Genomic DNA, 21343 nt, shown 5'->3' on the forward strand with positions numbered 1-21343 from the left:
GTGGCGGGTACGGCCGCCGCGGGCAGGGCCGCGGGCACGGGCGCCGGCGGCAGGGCGGGCGCGCCGCCGGCCAGCAGACCCAGCTGGTCGCGCATCAGGTCGGAGAACTGGCCGAGGAGCGCGAGCTGGCGCTCGATCAGTCCGGTGCCGTCGGTCACCGGCTGGGGCGCGACGGGGGCCGCCTGCGGCGCGGCGGGAGCGACGGGCACGGGCTGGTGGGTCGGCGCCGGCGCCTGGACGGCCGGGGCGGTCCGGAGGGCTGGGGCGGGATGTACGGGAACGGGCGCCGCAGGCACCGGGGCCTCGACCGCCGGAGCCGCGGCCGCCACCGGCGCGGGCACCGGTACTGCGGCGGGCTCGGGCTCCGTCACGGGCTCCGGCTCGGCGGCCGGCAGCAGCGTGGCCAGCACCGCCGGCTCCAGCCGGGAGGCGATCAGCCCGGCCAGCCGGGCCGGGGTGTCCGCCGCCTCGAAGAGCTCGCGCATCGACACCCGCACCCGGAACGCGCGCTCCAGGTCCCGGATCATGTTGATCATCGAGAGCGAGTCGGCGCCCAGGTCGAAGAACGGCTCGTCCGTCCCGACCGAGGCCTCGTCGTAGCCGAGCTGGCGGGCCGTCTGCTCGACGACCTGCCGCAGCACGGCCTGCTCGGCGAGCTCCTCGGGGCTCGGCGTCGGTGCGGAGGAAGGTGCGGCGGCCGGCGTCGCGGCCGGTGCGCTCTGCTGGGGTGGGTCCTGGCGCATGGCGGGGTCCTCGGTGGTGGGCCTGGCAGGGGCGGTGAACCAGTGGCGGCGGCGTTGGAAGACGGTGGTGGGCAGCGGGACGCGGCGGGCCGGTCCGTCCGGCCAGTCCCGGGCGGCGGCGAAGCGGGCCCAGTCGATCGGGACGCCGTACGACCACAGCGCGGCCGCGGCGGCGTCGAACTGCTGCTCCGGCGAGGCGCCGCGCCGGCCGCCGGCGACGAAGTGGCGCTGCGGCAGCTCCCGGCGGCCCATGCCGGTCAGCGTCGGGTGCGGGCCGATCTCCAGGAAGAGCTCGTGGTCCTGGCCGTCCAGGGCGGCGAGGACCTGGTCGAACCGGGCGGTCTCCCGGGTCTGACGGAGGAAGTACTCGGGCGTCGGGACGGTCCCGGGTGCCAGCACCTCGCCGCCGAGGTTGCTGACCAGCGGGACGGCCAGCGGCCGCAGCCGCAGCCGGGCCAGCTGGTCGCGGAAGGGGTCGAGCATCGGATCGAGCAGGCGGGAGTGGAACGCCCGGTCGGTGGCCAGGCGTTCGGGGGTGACCCCGTCGGCGGCCAGCACGGCCTCGGCGGCGGCGATCTCGCGCGGCGGGCCGGCCAGCACGCACTGGCCCTCGCCGTTCACCACGGCCAGGTCCACCCCGGGCAGCCAGTCACCGAGCCCGGTCAGCCGGTCCAGGCCGACCGGGACCACCGTCATGGCGCCCGGTTCGGTCAGCCGGTGCATCAGTCGGCCGCGCAGCGCGGTCAGGAACATCCCGTCGGCCAGGTCGAGCGCGCCGGCCGCGTGGAAGGCCGCGTACTCCCCGGCGCTGTGCCCGGCGACCGCCGCGGGACGCACCCCGAGCTCCTGCCAGAGCCGCAGGTAGGCTGCCTGGAGGGCGAACAGCGCGGGCTGCGCCGCCTCGGTGGTCCAGGTGGCGTCGGTACCCTGCGGGGCGGGGTCGAGCAGCAGCGGCAGCAGCGGCTCGTCCCAGCTCTCGCGGTGCAGCCGGTCGCACTCGTCCAGGACGGTGCGGAAGACCGGGAAGGCCCGGTACAGCTCGGCGGCCATGCCCCGGTACTGGGCGCCCTGGCCGGTGAAGAGCAGCACCGGCCGGACCTCGGCGCGGCCGGTCTCGCGGTGGGCCGCGGCGGCGATGGGCCGGCCCGCCAGGAAGGCGTCCAAGCCCTTGCGCAGGGCGGCCGGGTCGGGGCCGGTGACGGCCAGCCGGTGGCGCAGCGCGCGCCGGCCGGCGCCGAGGGTGAGCGGCAGGTCCCCGGGCGCGAGGGCGGGTTCGGCGTCGAGCCGGTCGCGGAGCAGCCCCGCCAGCTCGGTGAGGCTCTGGGCGGTGCGGGCCGACAGCGGCAGTACGGTCGGGGCCGGGCGCGGCGCGGGCACCGCGGCGGTGGCCGGGGCCTGCTCCAGCACCAGGTGGGCGTTGGTGCCGCCGACGCCCAGGGCGCTGACCCCGGCCCGGCGCGGGGTGGGGCCGTCCGGCCAGTCGCGGCGCTCGGCGGCGAGCCGGAACGGGCTGCCGTCCAGCTCCAGCGCGGGGTTGGGGCTGGTGAAGTTCACCAGCGGCGGGACGGTGCCGTGCCGCAGCACCAGCAGCGCCTTGATCAGGCCCGCCATCCCGGCGCAGGTGTCCAGGTGGCCGATGTTGGGCTTCACCGAGCCGAGCGAGCAGAACCCGGCGGCCTCGGTCCGGGCGCGGAACGCCTGGGCGAGCGCCCGGAACTCGATCGGGTCGCCGAGCGGGGTGCCGGTGCCGTGGGCCTCGATGTAGCCGATGCTCTCGGCGGGCACGCCCGCCAGGTCCAGCGCCCGGCCGACCACGGCCGCCTGGCCGTCCACGCTGGGCGCGGTGTAGCCGACCTTCCGGCCGCCGTCGTTGTTGACGGCCGAACCGAGGATCACCCCGTGCACGGTGTCGCCGTCGGCCAGCGCCCGGTCGAGGCGCTTGAGCAGGACGGCGGCGACGCCGTTGCCGCCGACCGTGCCGCCCGCGTCGGCGTCGAAGGCCCGGCAGGCGCCGTCGGGGGAGAGGATCGAGCCCTCCTCGTAGCGGTAGCCGGCGGCCTGCGGGATGTGCAGGGCGGCGGCCCCGGCGAGGGCCAGCTCGCAGTCACCCGCCAGCAGGGACTGCACGGCCAGGTGCACCGCGACCAGCGAGGTGGAGCAGGCCGTCTGCACGCCGATCGCGGGACCGGTGAGGCCCAGCCGGTAGGCGACCCGGGTGGCGGCGAAGTCCGCCTGGTTGCCGATCGCGGTCTGCAGCGCGGACACCGGTTCGGCCGGGTCGGCGGTGGCGGCCAGGGTGTGCTGGTAGTAGTTGCGCAGTGCGTACAGGGTCATCCCGGTGCCGGCGAAGACCCCGACCCGGCGTTCCGGGTCCGGTGCGTCGTAGCCGCCGTCCTCCAGGGCCTGGCGGCAGATCTCCAGCAGCAGGCGCTGCTGCGGGTCCATCAGCGCGGCCTCGGCGCCGCTGATGCCGAACGCCTCGGCGTCGAAGTGGTCGACGTCGGTGAGCGCGCCGGTGACCGGGACGAAGTCGGGGTGGCGGTACTCCTCCGGGTGCAGTCCGGCGGCCGCCAGCTCCTCCTCGGTGAAGCGGGTGGTGCTCCGGACGCCCTCGACGATGTTCCGCCAGTACTGCTCGGGGGTGTCGGCGCCCGGCAGCCGCAGCGCCAGGCCGACGATCGCCACCCGGCGGTCGTCGCCGGGCCCGGTGACGGGCGCGTGGAGAGCGGCGGCGGGCGTGGCCGGTTCGGCGGCCAGGTGCTCGATCAGGGCGTCCACGGTGGGGTGGCGGAACAGCTCGGTGGGTGCCGGGGGCGTGGGCAGCGCGGCGCTGAGTGCCCCGTGCACGCGCATCAACTGGAGCGAGCCGATGCCGAGTTCGGCCAGTGGGCGGCCCGGGTCCAGCGGGGTGTCGAGGACGGACTCGAAGGCGTCCAGGACGAGCCGGCGCAGCCCGGAGGGCGCGGTGGGCCCGGGGCCCGGGGTGGTCCGTGCGGCGGGCCGGTCTCCCGGCGCCGGCGTGGACGGCGTGGACGGGGTCTCGGCGGCGGTCACCGGGCGGGGCGCGGTGGCGAGCAGCCGGCGCCGGGCGGCGGGGGAGCTCGGGTCCGGGCCGGCGTACCGGTGGCCCGGGGCGCCGGCCAGCAGCAGGGCGGCCAGCCGGCGGCCGTGCGCGGCGCTCAGTACGGCGATGCCCCGTCCGGCGGCGGCCTGCTCGTTCTCCGTGTCGCGGTTCATGCCGATCCCGCTCCACAGGCCCCAGGAGATCGTCCAGGCCGGGGTGCCGGTCTCCCGGCGCATCCGCTCGACGGTGCTCTCCAGGTAGCGGTTGGCGGCGGCGTACCCGGTGGAGCCGACCGCCTCCTGGAGGCCGATCATCGAGGAGAAGGCGACGAACTGGGCGCCGGGGCGCTGCTTGACCAGCTCGATGAGGTGGTCGGTGCCCTCGGCCTTGGTCCGGACGGCCTCGCGCCAGCCCTCGGTGTCCGTGTCGGCGAGGAGCGCGAGCCGGTAGCCGCCGGCCAGGTGGAGCACGCCGTCCAGCGGAGCCTGCCACTCCCGCTCGGCCGCGGCGACGGCCTCCGCCAGTTGCCGACGGTCCGTCACATCCGCCTGGCGGTAGCTGACCTGACCGCCCTGGGCGGCCAGTCGGCGCAGCGCGGCCCGGCGTTCGGCCGCCTCGGCGGTCGGGGCGTCCAGGTCGCTCCGGCCGACGATCAGCAGCCGGGAGCCGTACTCGCGCAGCAGCCCGGGCAGCAGCTCGGCGGCGATCCCGCCGAGGCCGCCGGTGACGAGGTAGCGGGCGCCGGGGGTGAGCAGCGAGCAGCCCGCCCCGGCCGGTTCGGAGGCGGCCTCGGCCGCTTGCAGCCGGGGGACCCAGGGGCGGCCGGCGCGCCAGGCGGATTCGGGTTCGGGCCGGGTGTCGGTGAGCAGGGCGAGCAGGGCGGCGGCCTGCTCCGCGACCGGCGTGTCGCCGGGCAGGTCGAGGTGCCGGGCGGCGGGCACCAGCTGCTCGGCCCGCGCTCCGGCGGTCAGTGTCGCGGTCAACGCGGCCCTCGGCCGGGGGAGTTCACCGGGGAGGACGGCGTGCAGCCCGGCGCTGACCGAGACCAGCTCGCGGACCGGGGCCCGCGCCGGGAGCGCCCGGAGCAGGGCGAGCAGTGCCTCGTCCGGCTGGGCCGGCCCGTCGGACGTCGCGCTCCACAGGTAGACCAGCCGGTCGGTCGGCCGGTCCCCGAGCGTCCGCAGCCAGTCCTCGGGGTCGGTGGTCGGCGGCCGGTCGACCACCAGGGCGTTCGGCAGGGCGGCGGCCATGGCCTCGGTGAGGGTGCCGGGGCCGGAAGGGCCGAGCAGCAGGATCGTTTCGTCAGCGAGTGGAGCGGCCGTGGCCTCCGGAACCGGGCGGGGTTCCCAGCCGAGCTGCCGCACGCAGTCCGGCAGCGTCCGGGCGTTGGCCTCGGCCAGGTCCAGGGCCACGATGTGGTCGTCGAGTTCGCCGTCCAGCAGCCGGCGGCGCAGCGCGGTGCGCTGGATCTTGCCGCTGGTGGTGCGGGGGAAGTCGGCCGCCGGGACGGGCAGCACCAGGGCGGGCGCCGGCTGCCGGCGGGCCGCCAGTAGCTGCCGCACCTCGGCGGCGACGGGCGGCGCGGGGGCGTCCGGATCGCTCGGGACGTAGGCGATCACCAGCTGCTCGGTGCCGGTGCGCTCGTCCGGCACCCCGAAGGCCGCGACGTGCCCGGAGCGCACCCCCGCCACGGTGGCCACCACGTCCTCCAGCTCGTGGCAGAAGTAGTGCACCCCGTTGACGATGATGATCTCCTTGCGACGGCCGGTGAGCACCACCTCGCCGTCGGCCAGGAAGGCGAGGTCCCCGGTGTCGAACCAGTCGTCGCCGACGAAGGCCTCCTGGTTGGCGGGCGGGTTGTTCAGGTACCCCGGCGTCACCCGGCCGGAGCGGACCTGGAGCCGGCCGACCCAGTGCTCGGGCAGCACCCGTCCGTCGTCGTCGGTGACCCGCATCCGGGTGCCGGGCGCGGGCCGGCCCATGCTGAGGAAGGCGGTGCCGCGCTCGGCCGAGTCCGGGTCGACGGGCTCCAGCCGGCCGCTCAGCGAGTCGGTGCGCACCAGTCGGCGGGCGCCGTCCTCGTGGTAGCGCTTGTAGGTGATCACCGTGCAGGTCTCGGCCATGCCCCAGCCCAGCAGCAGGTGCTCCGGGCGGATGCCGAACGGGGCGGTGGCGGCCAGGAACTCGTCCAGCACCGCCTCGGTGCACTGCTCTCCGGCGTTGATCAGCGACTTGACCGCGGACAGGTCCCAGTGGCGTGCGGGTCCGGCCGCCCGGACGGCCTCGGCGACCAGCCGGAAGCCGAAGTTGGGGGACCAGGAGTGCGCCGCCCCGTAGCGCTCCAGCGCGTCCAGCCAGACCAGCGGGTCGGCGAGCACGAGTTCGGTGGGCACCTGCACCTGGTCGGCGGCCAGCACCACGTCGCGCAGGTGGAACATCAGCAGTCCGGCGACGTGGTCCAGGGGCAGCCAGTTGACCGTGGTGTCGCCCGGGTCGCAGCCCTGGGAGACGGCTCCGGCCACGTACTCCAGGATGCCGCGGTGGGTGATCTGCACCGCCTTGGACCGACCGGTGCTGCCGGAGGACAGCTGGAGGATAGCGACGTCGCCGGGGACGGGGGCGTGCTCGGCGGCCGCGGGCCGGTCGCCGTCGGCGGGCCGGTCGACGGCGATCACCCGCAGGCCAGGCGCCGGGTACAGTTCCCCGAGCCGCTCCAGTCCGGCCACGGCCGGCCCACAGGCGAGCACCGGCGGCTCCTCCAGGGTCTGCCAGGCGTGCCAGAGCTTCTCCAGCACGGGGTTGCGCTCGTGGTAGTCCGGTGGGCGGGCCACCGTCACCGGCTGCACCCCGCCCAGCAGGCAGGCCCACACGGTGGGGAAGTAGAGCTCCGGCTCCGGGACCTGGAGGATCACCCGGTCCCCGGCCCGCACTCCGGATGAGGCGAGGGTGGCGAGGATCTCGCGGGCCCTGGCGAGGAGTTGACGGTACGTCAGGCGGGTGGCATCGCCGCCCGCCCGGACCAGGTGCAGCCCCCGGTCGGGGTGCAGGTCGGCGGCGCGCAGCAGTGCCTCGGGCAGCGTCCGGGGGGCGTCCGGCGCGGGGGCGGGCAGCGGGGCGCCGACGGCCTCCGTCCCGGGGCCCGCGGGTGAGGCCGTCGGCTCCGCCGGGGCGGAGCCGGCCGTCGCCGACGCCTCACCGAACGGGCGCCAGCGGTCGGTGAGTTCACGCAGGTGGCGCAGGGCGGGGCCGGGCGCGGCCGGCGCCCGGGTGAGCGCCGCGGCCAGGGCGGCCGCGTCGGGTTCGCCCTCGGGGGTGCGGACGATGCCGTCCAGGAGGTGCACCTCGGCGCTCGGGTCGGCGTCCAGCAGGGCGGCAGCGGCCCGGCGGCGCAGGGCCTCGGGATCGCCGTCGACGGCGGGCACCAGGTAGGCCAGCAGGCCGGGGCGGCCGTTCTCGTGCTCGACGGGGAGCAGCGCGCAGTCGGCGATCTCGGGGCGCAGCAGCAGTCGGGCTTCCAGGGTGCGCAGCCGGCCGTGGTCGGGACCGGTGGGGCTCATGAGGTTCGGCACCTTTCGGATCGGTGCCGGGGCGCGGGTGTGGGCCGCCCCGGGGCAGGGAGGGGAGCGGAGACGGGTGTCGCGTTACAGCGTGGGGGCGCGGGAGTGGTGCGAGTGGTCGGTGACGCGGTGCGGTGCGGGGCCGCCGGGGCGGTGCGGAGGTCGGTGGGCGGGCCGCTCAGCGGCGGCGGCGGGTGCGGGCGACCAGCACCAGGAAGGCGAGCGCCAGCACGATCGGGACGGCGTGCGAGACGCCGACCACGGTCAGCGGGCTGAGCAGCGTGAGCAGCGAGCCGCTCAGCAGCATCCCGGTGCCCATGCCGACGTTCTCGGCGGAGGCGAGGATGCCGAAGGCCTCGCCGCGCCGCTCGTCGGCGAGCGCCTGGATCCGGGTGGTGTAGGAGATCTCGGTGAAGCCGTCGCCGAGGCCGGCGCCGATCGCGACCAGCAGGAAGAGCGGGGTCGGGAGGTCGGTGAAGATCAGGATGAAGCAGGCGGACATCAGGCAGGTGCCCAGTGCGAAGCCGCGCTCGCCTGGCTCGATGCCCCGGCGCAGCATGAACCGGGAGACGAGTTGCTGGGCGCAGAGGTTGCCGATGGCCCAGGTGGCCCAGAAGGTGCCGAGCAGTGCGGCCGGGTTGCCGGGGGAGGACTGGTTGGCGAAGACCGGCAGGCTGATGTTGTGGGCGGCGGAGCCGAAGGCGTCCAGCAGCCGGATCCCCGCCATGGCGCCCACCACCGGAGCGGCCCGCAGGACGACCAGTGCCTGCCACCGGGGCGCGCGCTTCCCGGTCTTCGGCGCGGGTTCGTCCGGCTGGGCCGCGGGCTCCTCCGCCGGTGCGGACCGGGTGGGCAGGGGCAGCCGGATCACCAGTGCCCCGAAGAGGACGAAGCTGGCCGCGTCGATGAGCAGCGCGGCCCGGAACCCGGCCCAGGCCACCACCACGCCGGCGGAGGCGAAGCCGAGCACCATCGCGGTGGAACGGCAGCTCGCCATCAGGCTGTTGGCGCGGGCGCGGCGCCCGGCGCCGACCATCTCGGGGATGCTGGTCCGCAAGGAGACGGCGGCCACCGCGGCGGCGCCGCCGAGGACCACGGCGAGCGGGTAGAGGACGGGGATGCGCAGCGAGGCCGGGACGAGGGCGACGACGACCAGTGCCAGCGCCTGGGCCAGGGCACAGCCCGTCATCAGCCTCCGGCGCTCCAGCCGGGCCACCAACCGCCCGGCGACCAGCCCGCCGACGACGCCCCCGCCCAGCCGCAGGACCAGGTACCCGGCCGTGCCGAGGGCGTTCCCGGCGGCCTCGTAGGCGAACAGGCTCAGCGCTACCAGGTCGAGCTGGCTCCCGTACGTGTTCAGGGCGTCGCCTGCGGCCAGCCGGTAGAAGACCCGGGGCAGCTTGCTCGCGGCCTGGTGCGGTGCTTCCAATGCGGTGTCCGGCACCGTGATCCCCCCGGGCGCGCCACATATGGCGGTTCAGTGTGACATTGCACCGCAATTTAGAGGGTGAACGGGCGCCAGATCAATGCTTAGATCATTTCCTGTCCAAAAGATCGTGAACTAGGCCGACTTGCTGTCATCTTTCGCGCCACCCTGGCCAGTTGTTGGCGTACGGACGGGCGGGACGGTCGGCCCGGGGTGGTCGGTGCGGGATCGGCGGGCGCGTGACGGCCGGCGTGGGGGTCAGCGGCGGCCGAACAGCCTGCCGAACCAGCCCTTGCCGGCCCGGCCCTGCGCGGCGCAGTCGCACCGGGCGGACTTGGGCACCCCGGCCAGGACCTGCTCCACGTGCATCCCGCACCCGGCGAAGGTCGGCTTCCCGCAGGTGCGGCAGGCGACTCGTCGGCACATCTCGTACTCCGTTCTCCGGGCCCCCAGGGGGCGGGGCCACTCCGCCAATATACCCCACCCCGTATTCATGATGTCGGATTCGTCCTGCCGCCGGAGTCGGAGCGGCGGCAGGACGGCGCCGGTGCGGGAAGGAAAAGGGGCGTGAGGAGGGGCGTCAGGCCGTGTCGGGCCGGGCCGGCGGAATCGCGTAGGTCAGCGTGGCGCTGGCCACCAGGACGTCGTCGGCATCCAGCAGCTCGGCCAGGACCACGCACAGCCGGCGCCCGAACTTGGCCGTCCTGGCCCGCACCCGCAGGGCCCCCGGCCGCGGCCGGTTGAGGAAGCTGATCTGCAGCGAGCTGGTCAGCGCCATCAGGGTTGGTCCGAGCCGGGCGTTGATCAGGAGGAACGCTGCCAGGTCGCACAGTCCGGCCTGCTCCGGGCCCGACACGGTGCCGCCCGGGCGGGTGCGCAGCCGGTCGCCGTCCACCGCCATGGTCAGGGCGTGGCCGTCCACCTCGGTCACCCGGCAGGCGGCGTAGTCGGGGAACTGGTCGGTGATCAGCTCATTGAGCCGCTCGGGGCCCAGGAGGACGTCGACGGTGGCGACCGCCGTGTTCGAGTCGGTGGTCATGGCGCTCAGCGTAACCGTCGGCCCGGCGGTACGCCCGGAGTGGTCCAGGCCTGCTTCCGGCCAGCTTCGTTTGCCGTGGTCACCCGCCAAGATCCTTGACGGGAAAGGAAATTGCGCATGTCGTGCGGATGTCATGGTGGCCGGAACCAGCCGCTCCGGCGGTGCCCGGTGGCCGAATCCGCTCGGCTCGATTCGTGAGGGACCTTGTTCGGCCCAAAAACCAGCACCTACGCTCCGAGGCAGTTGAGCGGAGCCGCTGCGAAGCTCCGCCGGCCGCTGGGGGGCGGCGTCCTTTTCCTTGTGGTCGTCATCGAGGGCCTCGGTGAAGCCGCCCCGGCCGCTCACGCCCGACCATGTCCTGCTTCAGGGTCCTGCTTCAGAAACGGGGTGTTGTGCCATGGGGATTTCCATTTCGGACGACGAGGCGGTGGTGGTCCGCACTCCCGACGAGTTCCTGGCGATGCCGGAGGAGTACCGGGAGATCGCGATCCGCGGCATGGTGGTCAACACCGAGGGCGAGCTCTCCGGCGGTGACGACTACGTGCAGGTCTTCCTGCCGCTGGCTCCCGACGCGGAGGAGCGGCAGGTCTGCGCCGAGCGTGCCGCCGAGGAGTACGACCACTACAAGATCGGCAAGCGGGTCCTCGCCGAGATCGGCGTGGACACCGGCTACATGGAGAAGCAGACCCTGGCCGAGCGGAACCTGTTCCGCGCCCAGGAGTTCCACAACTGCACCACCTGGGCCGAGCGCGGGATCTTCTCCTACATCGGGGAGGAGACGGCCATGGTGATGATCTCCGAGTTCGCGCAGAGCAGTTACCGGCCCTGGGCCGACGCGGTGCGCACGATCGTCCTCGACGAGAAGGTGCACATCGCCCACGGCGCCCGGGTGTGCCGCAACCTCGCCGCCACCGACGACGGCCGCGAGCAGCTCCAGCAGGCCCTGGACCGGCTCTGGCCGACCTTCATCCGGATCTTCGGCAGCCCGCGCTCCGAGCGCGCCAGGCTGGCGGTCCGCTTCGGCCTGCGGCAGACCACCAACGGCCAGGCCTGCGACCTGTGGCGGGAGAAGGTCACCCCGCGCATCAAGAACCTGGGTCTGCGCCTCCCGGAGTAGCAGTCGCAGCAGCACGCCTATCCCGCGACTCCCGAGGAGCCCACCGTCATGGCAACACCCGTCACCATCGAACGACGCCCGCTGAGCCGGCGCGAGGCCAAGGTGCGCACCGCCGAACTCATCGCCGACCGGCCCGACCTGGCCGAACGCCTGCACCGGCTGCGCCGGTTGGGGCGAGAGGTCCGCTCCTGCGAGGTCCACCTCACCAACACCTGCAACATCCGCTGCAAGGGGTGCTGGTACTTCGAGGGCGGCTTCGACACGGCCGTCAAGGAGCTGTCCGACCTGGACCGCATCCGGGCCTTCGCCCGCAAGCTCGCCGACGACGGCGTCAACCAGGCCACCCTGATCGGCGGCGAGCCCACCCTCGTCCCGCGCCGGGTCGAGGCCTTCGTCGAACAGCTGCCGTACATCACCATCTCCACCAACGGCCTGCGTCCGATGCCCAAGCAGGGCTTCGAGAAGATCGCCATCGCGGTCAGCATCTTCGGCGGCGGCCCGCTCGACGACGACCTGCGCGCGATCCGGGTCAACGGCTCCAAGTTCACCGGCCTGTTCGACACCGCGCTCTCGCACTACCGCGACGACCAGCGGGTGCTGTTCATCTACGCGCTCGCCGAGGCCGGGGTCGAGCACATCGAGCCCACCGTGCGGAAGATCGCCGAGAACGGCAACATCGTCACCTTCAACTTCTACAGCGAGCACGGCACCGAGACCCCGCTGAAGATCGCCAACGAGCAGCGGGTGCTGGACGAGGCGCAGCGGGTCAAGGAGCTGTACCCGCACGCGGTGGTGAGCCACCCGTACTTCATCGAGACCCTGGTGACCGGCCGGACGCACTGGGGAGGCCGGTTCGGCTACGACGTCTGCCCCAGCCTCAGTGTCGACGCCCCCGAGCACGAGGACCGCGTCGCCAACGGCAACCCGGTCATCCCCGGCTTCAACGTGTGGGGCGCCGACTACGAGTCGCTCCAGTTCTGCTGCACCTCCGGCGACTGCGGCGGCTGCCGGGACAGCCAGGCCGTCTACAGCTGGCTGGTGGTCAGCGCCAACCGCTTCCTGGACGACGCCGCCCGGCTGGAGCAGTGGCTGGACATCGCCGAGAGCTACTGGCGGCAGTGGCACTGGGCCCCGTACCACGCCACCAAGGCCGGCTCCACGGCCTGAGCCCGCCGCCCCGGCCGCACGTCACACCCACCGCCGGCACGTCATGCGCACCGCCCGCTCGCCGTACGCACCGCCGGCACGCCGTACGCACCGCCCGCACGTCCCCCGCACCGCCACCGCCGCCCCGCGCGGACGAGGAGAGCCATGCCCGACACACTGGACCGCACCGCCATCGAGAACTTCGTCGTCGACGCCCTGGTCGACCTCGGCGTCGAACGCGAGGGCATCGTCGACGACGCCTTCCTGGACGAGCTGGAGATCGACTCGCTCGACATGGTCGAGCTCAGCCAGTCCATCCGCAAGCAGCTGGGCATCCCGGTGAAGCCCAAGGACTTCGACCAGCTGTACACCGTCGGCGAGGTGCTCGCCCTGTGCCGCCGCAAGGCCGGTCTGGAGTGAGTCCCAGGGCCGTCGTCACCGGCCTGGGCGCGGTGACCCCGCTGGGAGTGGGCGCCGACGAGCTGCACCGGCGCGCGGTGGCCGGCGAGAGCGGGCTCGCCGACGGGCTCGGGCTGTGCCGGGACTTCCGGCCCGCCGACCACCTGTCGCGCCAGCAGATCCGCCGCACCGACCGCTTCACCCAGCTCGCGCTCGCGGCCGCCGGCGAGGCCCTGGCCCAGGCGGGATGGACGGACGGCCCGCCGCCCTACCCCGCCGAGCGGGTCGCCTGCGTGGTCGGCTGCGCGCTCGGCGGGACGGCGAGCTTCGAGAGCCAGGCCGAGGTGCTCCGGCAGCAGGGCGGGGAGTTCGTCTCCCCGCTCATGGTGCCCGCCATGATGGCCAACGCCGCGGCCTCGCAGATAGCCCAGCGGTACGGCTTCCGGGGCGAGGCGCTCTGCCTCGCCTCGGCCTGCAGCAGCGCGACCCAGGCGATCGGCACCGCCCTGCTGCTGCTCGCCGCCGGCGCGGCCGACGCGGTGGTGGTCGGCGGCGCCGAGGCGTCCACCTCCGACCTGGTGCGGGCCGCCTTCCGGACCGCCGGCGCGCTGTCCGAGAGCGGGCGCTCGGTGCCCTTCGACCGCGACCGGGACGGCCTGCTGATCGGCGAGGGCGCCGGGATCCTGGTGCTGGAGACGGGGGCCGGCGCCGCCGCCCGGGGCGCCACCGTGCTTGGCGAGGTGCTCGGCTACGGCGCCACCTGCGACGCCCACCACCTCACCGCCCCGGACCCGACCGGCGAGCCCGCGGCCCGCGCCGTCACCCTGGCGCTCGACGCGGCCGGCGTCACCCCCGGACAGCTCGGCTACCTCAACGCCCACGGCACCGGGACCGTCCTCAACGACCGGTCGGAGTGCGAGGCGCTGCGGCTGGCGCTCGGACCGGCCCTGGAAGCGATCCCGCTCTCCTCCACCAAGTCCTGCACCGGCCACCTCTTCGGCGCGGCCGGCGCGGTCGAGGCCATCGCCACCCTGCAGGCGCTGCGCCACGCCACCGCCCCGCCCACCGTCGGGCTGCGCGAGCCCGACGAGAAGCTCGGCCCGCTGAACCTGATCCACCGCGCCACCGCGCTCGCCGCCCCCACCCTGCCCGGCGGCCGCCGGGCAGGACTCTCCACCTCCTTCGGGTTCGGCGGACACAACGCGGCCCTGGTGCTGGCGGCGGCCGACGCGCCCGGTACGACGAAAGGCCAGGAGTGATGCTCGGCTTCCACGGACGCCGCTATCTGATCACCGGGGTGCTCAACCAGGACTCCATCGCCTGGCACACCGCCAGGGCGCTCCAGGAGGCCGGCGCGGAGGTCCTGCTCACCGGCTTCGGCCGGGCCCGGCGGATCACCGAGAAGGCGGCGAGCGTCCTGCCCCGCCCCACCGAGGTGCTGGAGCTGGACGTCACCCGCCCCGAGGACTTCGCCCGGCTGGTCAAGGAACTGGAGCAGCGCTGGGGCGGGGTCGACGGCGTGCTGCACGCCGTCGCCGCCGCCCAGCAGACCGCGCTGAGCGGCAACTTCCTCACCACCCCGCCGGAGGCCGCGGGCCTCGCGCTGCGCACGGCCGCCGTCTCCCTGCACTCGCTGGCCACCGCGCTCGCCCCGCTGCTCACCGCGGACGGCCGGCGCGGCAGCGTCGTCGGGCTGGACTTCGACGCCTCCGGCGCCTGGGCCGGCTACGACTGGATGGGCGTGAGCAAGGCGGCGCTCGGCGCGGTCTGCCGCTACCTGGCGATGTACCTCGGCCCGTCCGGCATCCGGGTCAACCTGGTGGCGGCCGGCCCGGTGGAGACCGTCGCCGGGCAGGCGATCAGCACCTTCGACCGGATCGCCGACCGCTGGCAGGCCGAGGCCCCGCTCGGCTGGGACCGCACCGACCCGGCGGTGGTGGTCGGACCGGTGCTGTTCCTGCTCTCCGACCTCGCCGCCACCGTCAGCGGGGAGATCCTGCACGCGGACGGCGGGATGCACGCCGTCCGGATGGGCACCGGCCCGGCCTTCGCGGAAGGAGGCGCGGCATGACGGCCGCCATCGTGGGCGTGGGCGCCGCCCTGCCCGAACGCGTCGTCCCCAACGCGTACTTCGAGCGGATCGGTGCCTCCCCGGAGTGGATCGTCAAACGGACCGGCATCGAGGAGCGCCGCTTCCTCGCCCCGGACGGCCGGCTGGCCGACCTCGTGGTGGCCGCCGCCGAACAGGCGCTGCGCGCCTCCGGCCGCACCGCCGCGAGCATCCGGCACGTGGTGGTCGCCACGATCACCCCCGACCGGGTCACCCCCGGGGTGTCGGTGGAGGTCGCCGCCCGGCTCGGCATGCCGCAGGCCACCGCCTTCGACCTGCACGCGGCCTGCGCCGGCTTCGTCTACGGCCTGGACCACGCCGCCGCGCTGATCGAGACCGGCCGGGCCGAGGCGGTGCTGGTCTGCGGCGCCGACGCGCTGACCCGGATCACCGACCACGAGGACCGCGGTACCGCGGTGCTGCTGGCCGACGGAGCCGGCGCCGCCGTGGTCGCCGACGTGCCCGGCGCGCCCGAGCCGTGCTTCTCGCTCGGCAGCGACGGAGAGCAGATCCCGCTGCTCTACGCCGACCGGGAGGACCGCAAGCTGCGGATGGACGGCCGGGAGGTGTTCGACCACGCGGTGGAGAAGATGTCCGCCGCCACTCGGGAGGTGCTCGCCAGGCGCAGCCTGACCTGCGAGGACCTCGACCTGTTCGTCGCCCACCAGGCCAACGCGCGGATCGTGCGCGCGGTCGGCAAGGAGGTGGGGCTGCCGCCCGAACGGCTCTACCTGAACGTCCACCGGGTCGCCAACACCTCGGCGGCCTCGATCCCGCTGGGGCTGACCCACGCCCGCGAGGAGGGCCTGCTGGACGGCCCGAAGCTGCTGGGCCTCGCCGCGTTCGGCGCGGGCATCACCTGGGGCGCCGGGGTGATCGGCTGGCGGCCGGGTGCCGGCGCCGGCGGGGAGGGGCGGAGGTGAAGACGCCCCGGTTCCCCGTGATCGCCGAGATCGCCGCGCCGGACGGGGCCCGGCTCACCGTCCGGGCACTGGCCCGGCCCGAACCGGCCGCCCCGGTGGTGGTCGTCCTGCCGGCGATGGGAACGGCCGCCCGGCACTACACCCCGCTGGTCCGCGCCCTGCACACGGCGGGCCTGAGCGTGGCCACCTGCGATCTGCGCGGCCACGGCGAGAGCCGGCCGGTGCCGCGGCGCGGGATCTCCTTCGGCTTCCGCGAGCTCGTCGAGCACGACTTCGGGGCGGTGCTCGACGCGGTCGCCGAGGCGTTCCCGGGCGCGCCGCGCCTGCTGCTCGGGCACAGCCTGGGCGGTCAGCTGGGCCTGGTGCACTGCGGCGTGTACCGGCCCCGGCTCGCCGGAGCGGTGCTGGTGGCCAGCGGATCGGCCTGGTACCGGACCTTCGGCCCACGGGCGGGCCTGCGGCGGCTGGCGCTGAGCCAGTTCTCGGTCGTCGCCTCGGCGGTGGTCGGCCACTGGCCGGGCGAGCGGTTCGGCTTCGGCGGGCGCGAGTCGGCCCGGCTGATGCGGGACTGGGCGCGGCAGATGCGCACCGGCCGCTACCGGGTGCGCGGAGCGGTCGCCGACTACGAACGGGCGCTGGCCCGGGTCGACCTGCCGGTGCTGGCCGTGGACGTGCAGGGCGACGAACTGGCGCCGCCGCGGGCCGTGGACCACCTGTGCGCCAAGCTGCCCCGGGCCCGGGTGGAGCGCTGGAGCTACACCGCCGAACAGGCGGACGGCCGCCCGCTGGACCACTTCCGCTGGATCCGGCACAACCGCGGGCTGGTGGAGCGGATCGCCCCCTGGCTGCTCGCCGCGGCCGAGGGCGCCCGCGAGGGCGCCGCGTCGCAGCGCGGCGCCCACCCGACCGCATGAGGACCAGACCGAGCCCCGCCGCCCCGAGGAGCGTCCGCATGTCCGCCGTCCCCACCCCGTCCGACAGAAGCGCCGACGATCCGTACGGTCCGGCCGCTCTCCCGTACGGCATTCCCGATCTGCTCACCGCGACCGCCGCGCGCTGCCCGGAGCACCCCGTCCTGCGGCTGGACGAGGAGGTGCTGAGCTTCGCCGACCTGGACGCGCGCAGCGCCCGGGCCGCGCACTGGCTGGCCGCGCTCGGCGTCGCGCCCGGAGACCGGGTGGCCGTGCTGCTGCCCAACGTGCCGGAGTTCGCGGTGCTGTACTACGGCATCCTGCGCGCCGGGGCGGTGGTCGTCCCGATGAACCCGCTGCTGAAGGCCCGGGAGATCGAACACTGCCTCGCCGACGCCGGGGCCGCCGTGCTGCTCGCCTGGCACGCGGGCGCCGAGCAGGCGGTCGAGGGTGCGCGGCGCACCGGCACCCGGCTGGTCCCCGTCGAGCCCTCCGTCCTCGCCGCGACGCTCGCGCGGCAGCCGGACGGGCTGCCGGGGACCGGGGGACGCGGGGGAGAGGACACCGCGGTCATCCTCTACACCTCCGGCACCACCGGGGTGCCCAAGGGCGCCGAACTGACCCACCGCAACATCGTGTGCAACGTCCGGGCCGGCGTCCGGGTGCTGGGGATGGTCGAGCGGGACGTGGTCTTCGGCGGGCTGCCGCTGTTCCACTCCTTCGGCCAGGTGATCGGCCTCAACTGCGCGGTGGCGGTCGGGGCGTGCATGACCCTGGTGCGGCGCTTCGACCCGCTGGTCGCGCTCTCGGTGATCCAGCGCGACCGGGTGAGCGTCTTCCTCGGCGTCCCGACCATGTACACCCTGATGCTGACCCACCCGCAGCGCGCCGGGCACGACGTCTCCTCGCTGCGGGTGTGCCTGGGCGGCGGCGCGTCGATGCCGCCGGAGGTGCTGCGCGGCTTCGAGACCGACTTCGACTGCGTGGTGCTGGAGGGCTACGGGCTGTCCGAGTCCTCGCCGCTGGCCTGTGCCAACCGCAGCGACCGGGAGCGGATCGCGGGCACCATCGGCATCCCGATCGAGGGGGTGCGGATGCGGATCGTCGACGAGTCGGGCAGGGAGGTGCCGGACGGCACGGTCGGCGAGGTGGTGATCCGGGGCCACAACGTGATGAAGGGCTACTGGCGCCGCCCGGACACCACCGCGCGGACCGTCCGGGACGGCTGGCTGCACACCGGGGACCTCGGCACCCGCGACGAGCGGGGCGACTTCCGGATCGTCGACCGCCGCAAGGACGTCATCATCCGCGGCGGCTTCAACGTCTACCCGAGGGAGGTGGAGGACGTGCTGTACGAGCACCCGGCGGTCGCCGAGGCCACGGTGATCGGCGTTCCCCATCCCACCCACGGCCAGGAGGTGGCCGCCGCCGTGGTCCTGCGCGAGGGAGCCTCGGCGACCCCGGAGGAGATCCGCGGATTCGTCCGGGAGCGGGTGGCCCCGTTCAAGTACCCGCGGCTGGTCTGGACGGTCGACGCGCTGCCCAAGGGGTCGACCGGGAAGATCCTCAAGCGTGAGGTCGTCGTGCCCGAGGGGGAGTTGAGCCGGCTCGGGAGCTGAGCGGGCCAGGGAACCCGGGCGGGCCCGGAGCCGGGCGGGCCCCGGAGGGTCGGGCGGCCCGGTCGGGCCGCCCGGGGTGGTCAGACCACCCGCCGCATCCAGCCGTGGACGTCCTCGGCGCGCCCGTACTGGATGTCCAGCACGTGCTCGCGGATCGCGAGGGTCTGCTTGCCCGGCGAGCCGTTGCCGATGGTGAACTCGTAGCCCTCGCCCTTGAATCCGACGATCGGGGTGACCACCGCGGCGGTCCCGGCGGCGAACACCTCGGTGATCGTGCCGTCGGCGGCACCGGCCCGCAGCTCGGAGAGGGTGATCGAGCGCTCCACCGGGGTCAGCCCGAACTCGCCCGCCAGGGCCAGGATCGAGTCCCGGGTGACTCCGTCGAGAATGTTGCCGAGCGCGGGGGTGACCAGCTCGTCGGCCGAGGTGACCAGGCACAGGTTCATCGTGCCGGACTCCTCCAGGTCGCCCTCGCCGCCGGTGTCGTCCAGGAACAGCACCTGGTCGCAGCCGTGCTCGCGGGACTCCAACTGCGCGGCCAGGCTGGAGGCGTAGTTGCCGCCGCACTTGGCGGCGCCGGTGCCGCCCCGCCCGGCGCGGGTGTAGTTGCTGCTGACCCAGAGCGTGATCCCGGTGACGCCGCCGGCGAAGTACGGTCCGGCCGGGCTGGCGATGACCGAGTAGGCGATCTGCTCGGCGGGCCGGACGCCGAGGAAGGCCTCCGAGGCGAACATGAACGGCCGCAGGTAGAGGCTCTTCTCGTCGGCGGAGTCCGGCACCCACGCCTCGTCCGCGCGGACCAGCTCCTCGACGCTGGTGAGGAAGTCCTCCTCCGGCAGCACCGGCAGGGCGAGCCGCTCGGCGGAGCGGGCGAAGCGGCGGGCGTTGAACTCCGGGCGGAACAGCCAGACGCTGCCGTCGGCGTGGCGGTAGGCCTTCAGCCCCTCGAAGATCTCCTGGGCGTAGTGCAGCACGGCCGCGCTCGGGTGCAGCGAGTACGGGGCCAGCGCGGAGACCTTGCGGTCGTGCCAGCCTTCGGCGGGCGTCCAGGTGGCGGTGGCCATGTGGTCGGTGAAGTACTTGCCGAACCCCGGTGCGGCGAGGACGGTGCGTCGCTCCTGCTCGGAGACGGGATCGGTCCTCCGGACCAGAGGGAAACCTCGACTCATCGTCAACTCCTCAACACCGCTGTGGAATCTGTGCGAACCGGCGCCAACGATCGGCGCCATACCCGTCATGCTAACGGTCGTCAGCCGGACGTGACACGGCGCGACCTGGCCGGAGTCGTCATGAGACCGCTGCCACGTTCCGGGGAGTGAACGGATCCGGCACGACCCGGAGTGCTCCGGCACGCGGGCTGCCGCCCGTTTCGCCGTGGCGCCGGGAACCGTCCCCGAGACCGGCGTCCTCGGTGATCGACACGGACGGTAGCGGGTAGACCGTATGGGTGAACACCTTCGGCAGGATCAAGACCAGGAACGCCATCGAGGACTCCTCCCGCACCCCGGGCCGCCCGTTCGTGCACGGCCGGGGCGTCATCGGGGCGCTTCCGCCCGACCGCGAAAACGGCACGTCCGGCCCGCTCGCCCCGTCCGCCGCGCTCGCCGGGGTCGTCGATCCCGGCGCCGAAGCCCGGAGTGGGTCGGCTATGACACCTCCGAGCGAGCCCGCTCCCGCCGTCGAGGTCCGCACCATGGCCCTCCCGCCGTGCCGACGCTGCGGGAACCAGGCGCTCCTGACCGCCCGTTACCCGCACTCCTGGCCGAATCAGGCCGGGAAGCAGGTGACCGGCTTCAAGGAGACCGCTCTCTGCCCCGCCTGCGACGAGGACGACCCGGCGGCGACCGGCCTCCTCGCCCTCCTCTGCGCCCCGGTCCCGAGCCGCCTCGCCGACCTCGGGGCGCTCGTCCGCCAATGGGTGAGCGCCGTACGCCACCGCATGCCCGACCTGGCGGACCTGGAGGACGAGGCGGCTCGGTTCAGAGCCGGTGAGCTCTGAACAGCGTGGGCCGAATCGTTCCTGCCCGCGTCGGTCGACGCGGTGTCGCCGGCGCTGCAACCCGGTGCCGAAGCCCGGTGCCGAAGCCCGGTGCCGAAACCCGGTGCTGCCGTACCGGAACTCGAACAGCGGTGCGGATTCACCCGCGTGCGCAGCGTGGTGTGCCGCCCGGGCAGGGGTGTGAACAGGGTGGTTCCAACCCCCCCTCTCACCTTGCTGAAGGCAGGAACCATGGGCATATCGCAGTCCCGCCGTTCGATGTCCGCCGCCGCAGTGGTGGCGCTGGCGACCTGTGCGGCGGTCGCCGCCGGGGCGTCTCCGGCCACGGCCGCCGAAACCGGAGGAAGGCCGGGCGGCGGCGGGGGGAAGCCGACGGTGGTCCTGGTGCACGGCGCGTTCGCGGACGCCTCCGGGTGGAACGACGTCGCCGCGCGCCTGATGGACGACGGGTTCACCGTCCTCGCCCCGCCCAACGGACTGCGCGGGCTGACCGAGGACGCCGCCTACGTGGCCAGCGTGCTCAAGAGCATCAGCGGCCCGATCGTGCTGGCCGGCCACTCCTACGGCGGAGCCGTCATCACCCAGGCCGCCGCCGGGAACCCGAACGTGAAGGCACTCGTCTACGTGTCGGCCTTCGCGCCCGACGTGGGCGAGTCCCCGGCCGAGCTCTCGACGAAGTTCGCGGGCAGTGACCTCGCCACCGCGCTCAACCCCGTTCTCTTCGCGGGCAGTGGCGGTGGCGGAGTCGACCTCTACATCCAGACCGAGAGGTTCCGCGCCGTCTTCGCCGCCGACCTGCCCGAATCGCGGACCCGGCTGATGGCTGCCGAGCAGCGCCCGGTCTCCCAGGTCGGCTTCGCGGAGAAGGCCACCGCCGCTGCCTGGCGCGACATCCCGTCCTGGTTCGTCGTCTCCCGGCAGGACCGGGCCATCGCCCCCGACCTCGAGCGCTTCGAGTCCAGGCGCGCCAAGTCGCGCACCGTCGAGATCGACTCCTCGCACGTGTCGATGATGTCCCACCCCGACGTCGTGGTCCGCCAGATCCGCGAGGCCGCCGGCTTCGCCGGTGACGGTGCGGCCCCGGCCGAGCTCGCCGCGACCGGCTCCCACGGACAGGCCCTCGCCGCGCTCGGCGCCGTCGGGGCCGCCGCGCTGGTGTCCGGCTCGCTGCTCACCCGCATCGCCCGCCGCGGTGCCACCCGCTGAGCGACCGGGCCGGCGGGCCACCGGTGGCCGGGGACTCCCGTTGCCGCCCCTGCCCGGCCGGGCCGTCCCGCACCGCCTTCGACC

Annotated in this window: 15 protein-coding genes; 10 read left to right on the top strand and 5 right to left on the bottom strand. The window is 74.6% G+C overall.

All coding sequences use genetic code 11. The annotated features are described in order from the left end of the window. From ABZ449_RS12110 to ABZ449_RS12125, 4 genes are all read right to left on the bottom strand, one after another. Nucleotides 1-7364: SDR family NAD(P)-dependent oxidoreductase (locus tag ABZ449_RS12110; RefSeq protein ID WP_360344310.1), on the bottom strand; the 7364-nt coding region annotated here is incomplete at its 3' end. 178 nt (nt 7365-7542) lie between these two features. Then, a complete protein-coding gene (locus ABZ449_RS12115) occupies nt 7543-8793 on the bottom strand; it encodes an MFS transporter (RefSeq protein WP_360344313.1) in 1251 nt (416 codons plus the stop codon). Between the two features lie 255 nt (nt 8794-9048). Beyond that, nucleotides 9049-9216: a hypothetical protein gene (locus ABZ449_RS12120; protein WP_360344316.1), complete on the bottom strand. Its 168-nt coding sequence runs from the start codon at nt 9214-9216 to the stop codon at nt 9049-9051. A 154-nt stretch (nt 9217-9370) separates the two neighbouring features. Continuing rightward, nucleotides 9371-9829 (bottom strand): PaaI family thioesterase, encoded by a 459-nt coding sequence (locus ABZ449_RS12125; protein WP_360344319.1) that lies wholly within the window; start codon nt 9827-9829, stop codon nt 9371-9373. 397 nt (nt 9830-10226) lie between these two features. Between ABZ449_RS12125 and ABZ449_RS12130 the strand changes: the two genes are divergently transcribed. From ABZ449_RS12130 to ABZ449_RS12165, 8 genes are all read left to right on the top strand, one after another. Then, a complete protein-coding gene (locus ABZ449_RS12130; RefSeq protein ID WP_360344322.1) occupies nt 10227-10946 on the top strand; it encodes a Phenylacetic acid catabolic protein in 720 nt (239 codons plus the stop codon). Nucleotides 10947-10994: 48 nt separating this feature from the next. Continuing rightward, entirely contained in the window at nt 10995-12113 is a 1119-nt protein-coding gene (locus ABZ449_RS12135; RefSeq protein ID WP_360344325.1) for a radical SAM protein, read from the top strand. Nucleotides 12114-12257: 144 nt separating this feature from the next. Further along, nucleotides 12258-12512 carry an acyl carrier protein gene (locus ABZ449_RS12140; RefSeq protein WP_360344328.1) on the top strand — a complete coding sequence of 85 codons (255 nt, stop codon included), beginning with the start codon at nt 12258-12260 and terminating at the stop codon, nt 12510-12512. After that, entirely contained in the window at nt 12509-13750 is a 1242-nt protein-coding gene (locus tag ABZ449_RS12145; RefSeq protein ID WP_360344331.1) for a beta-ketoacyl-[acyl-carrier-protein] synthase family protein, read from the top strand. Before ABZ449_RS12140 ends, ABZ449_RS12145 begins: the two co-directional genes overlap by 4 nt. Continuing rightward, nucleotides 13750-14562 (top strand): enoyl-ACP reductase FabI, encoded by an 813-nt coding sequence (gene fabI, locus ABZ449_RS12150; RefSeq protein ID WP_360344334.1) that lies wholly within the window; start codon nt 13750-13752, stop codon nt 14560-14562. Before ABZ449_RS12145 ends, fabI begins: the two co-directional genes overlap by 1 nt. Next, on the top strand, nt 14559-15524 hold the full coding sequence (locus tag ABZ449_RS12155; protein WP_360344337.1) for a beta-ketoacyl-ACP synthase 3: 966 nt from the start codon (nt 14559-14561) through the stop codon (nt 15522-15524). Before fabI ends, ABZ449_RS12155 begins: the two co-directional genes overlap by 4 nt. Further along, nucleotides 15521-16438: an alpha/beta fold hydrolase gene (locus ABZ449_RS12160; RefSeq protein WP_360344340.1), complete on the top strand. Its 918-nt coding sequence runs from the start codon at nt 15521-15523 to the stop codon at nt 16436-16438. Before ABZ449_RS12155 ends, ABZ449_RS12160 begins: the two co-directional genes overlap by 4 nt. Before the next feature lie 38 nt (nt 16439-16476). After that, on the top strand, nt 16477-18054 hold the full coding sequence (locus ABZ449_RS12165) for a long-chain fatty acid--CoA ligase (protein ID WP_360344343.1): 1578 nt from the start codon (nt 16477-16479) through the stop codon (nt 18052-18054). A gap of 80 nt (nt 18055-18134) precedes the next feature. On the opposite strand, the gene ABZ449_RS12170 is transcribed toward ABZ449_RS12165, so the two are convergent. After that, the gene (locus ABZ449_RS12170; RefSeq protein WP_360344346.1) at nt 18135-19223 is read right to left on the bottom strand and encodes a branched-chain amino acid aminotransferase; all 1089 of its coding nucleotides are present in this window, start codon (nt 19221-19223) and stop codon (nt 18135-18137) included. A 278-nt stretch (nt 19224-19501) separates the two neighbouring features. Here ABZ449_RS12170 and ABZ449_RS12175 point away from each other — a divergent pair, with 278 nt between their 5' ends. Together ABZ449_RS12175 and ABZ449_RS12180 are read left to right on the top strand one after the other, a co-directional pair. Further along, nucleotides 19502-20053, top strand: a complete 552-nt coding sequence (locus ABZ449_RS12175; protein WP_360344349.1) for a DUF6300 family protein — start codon at nt 19502-19504, stop codon at nt 20051-20053. A 231-nt stretch (nt 20054-20284) separates the two neighbouring features. Beyond that, nucleotides 20285-21259: an alpha/beta hydrolase gene (locus tag ABZ449_RS12180; protein ID WP_360344351.1), complete on the top strand. Its 975-nt coding sequence runs from the start codon at nt 20285-20287 to the stop codon at nt 21257-21259. Nucleotides 21260-21343 lie beyond the last annotated feature (84 nt).

This window comes from Kitasatospora sp. NPDC005856 (genome assembly GCF_040629945.1).
GTDB lineage: Bacteria > Actinomycetota > Actinomycetes > Streptomycetales > Streptomycetaceae > Kitasatospora.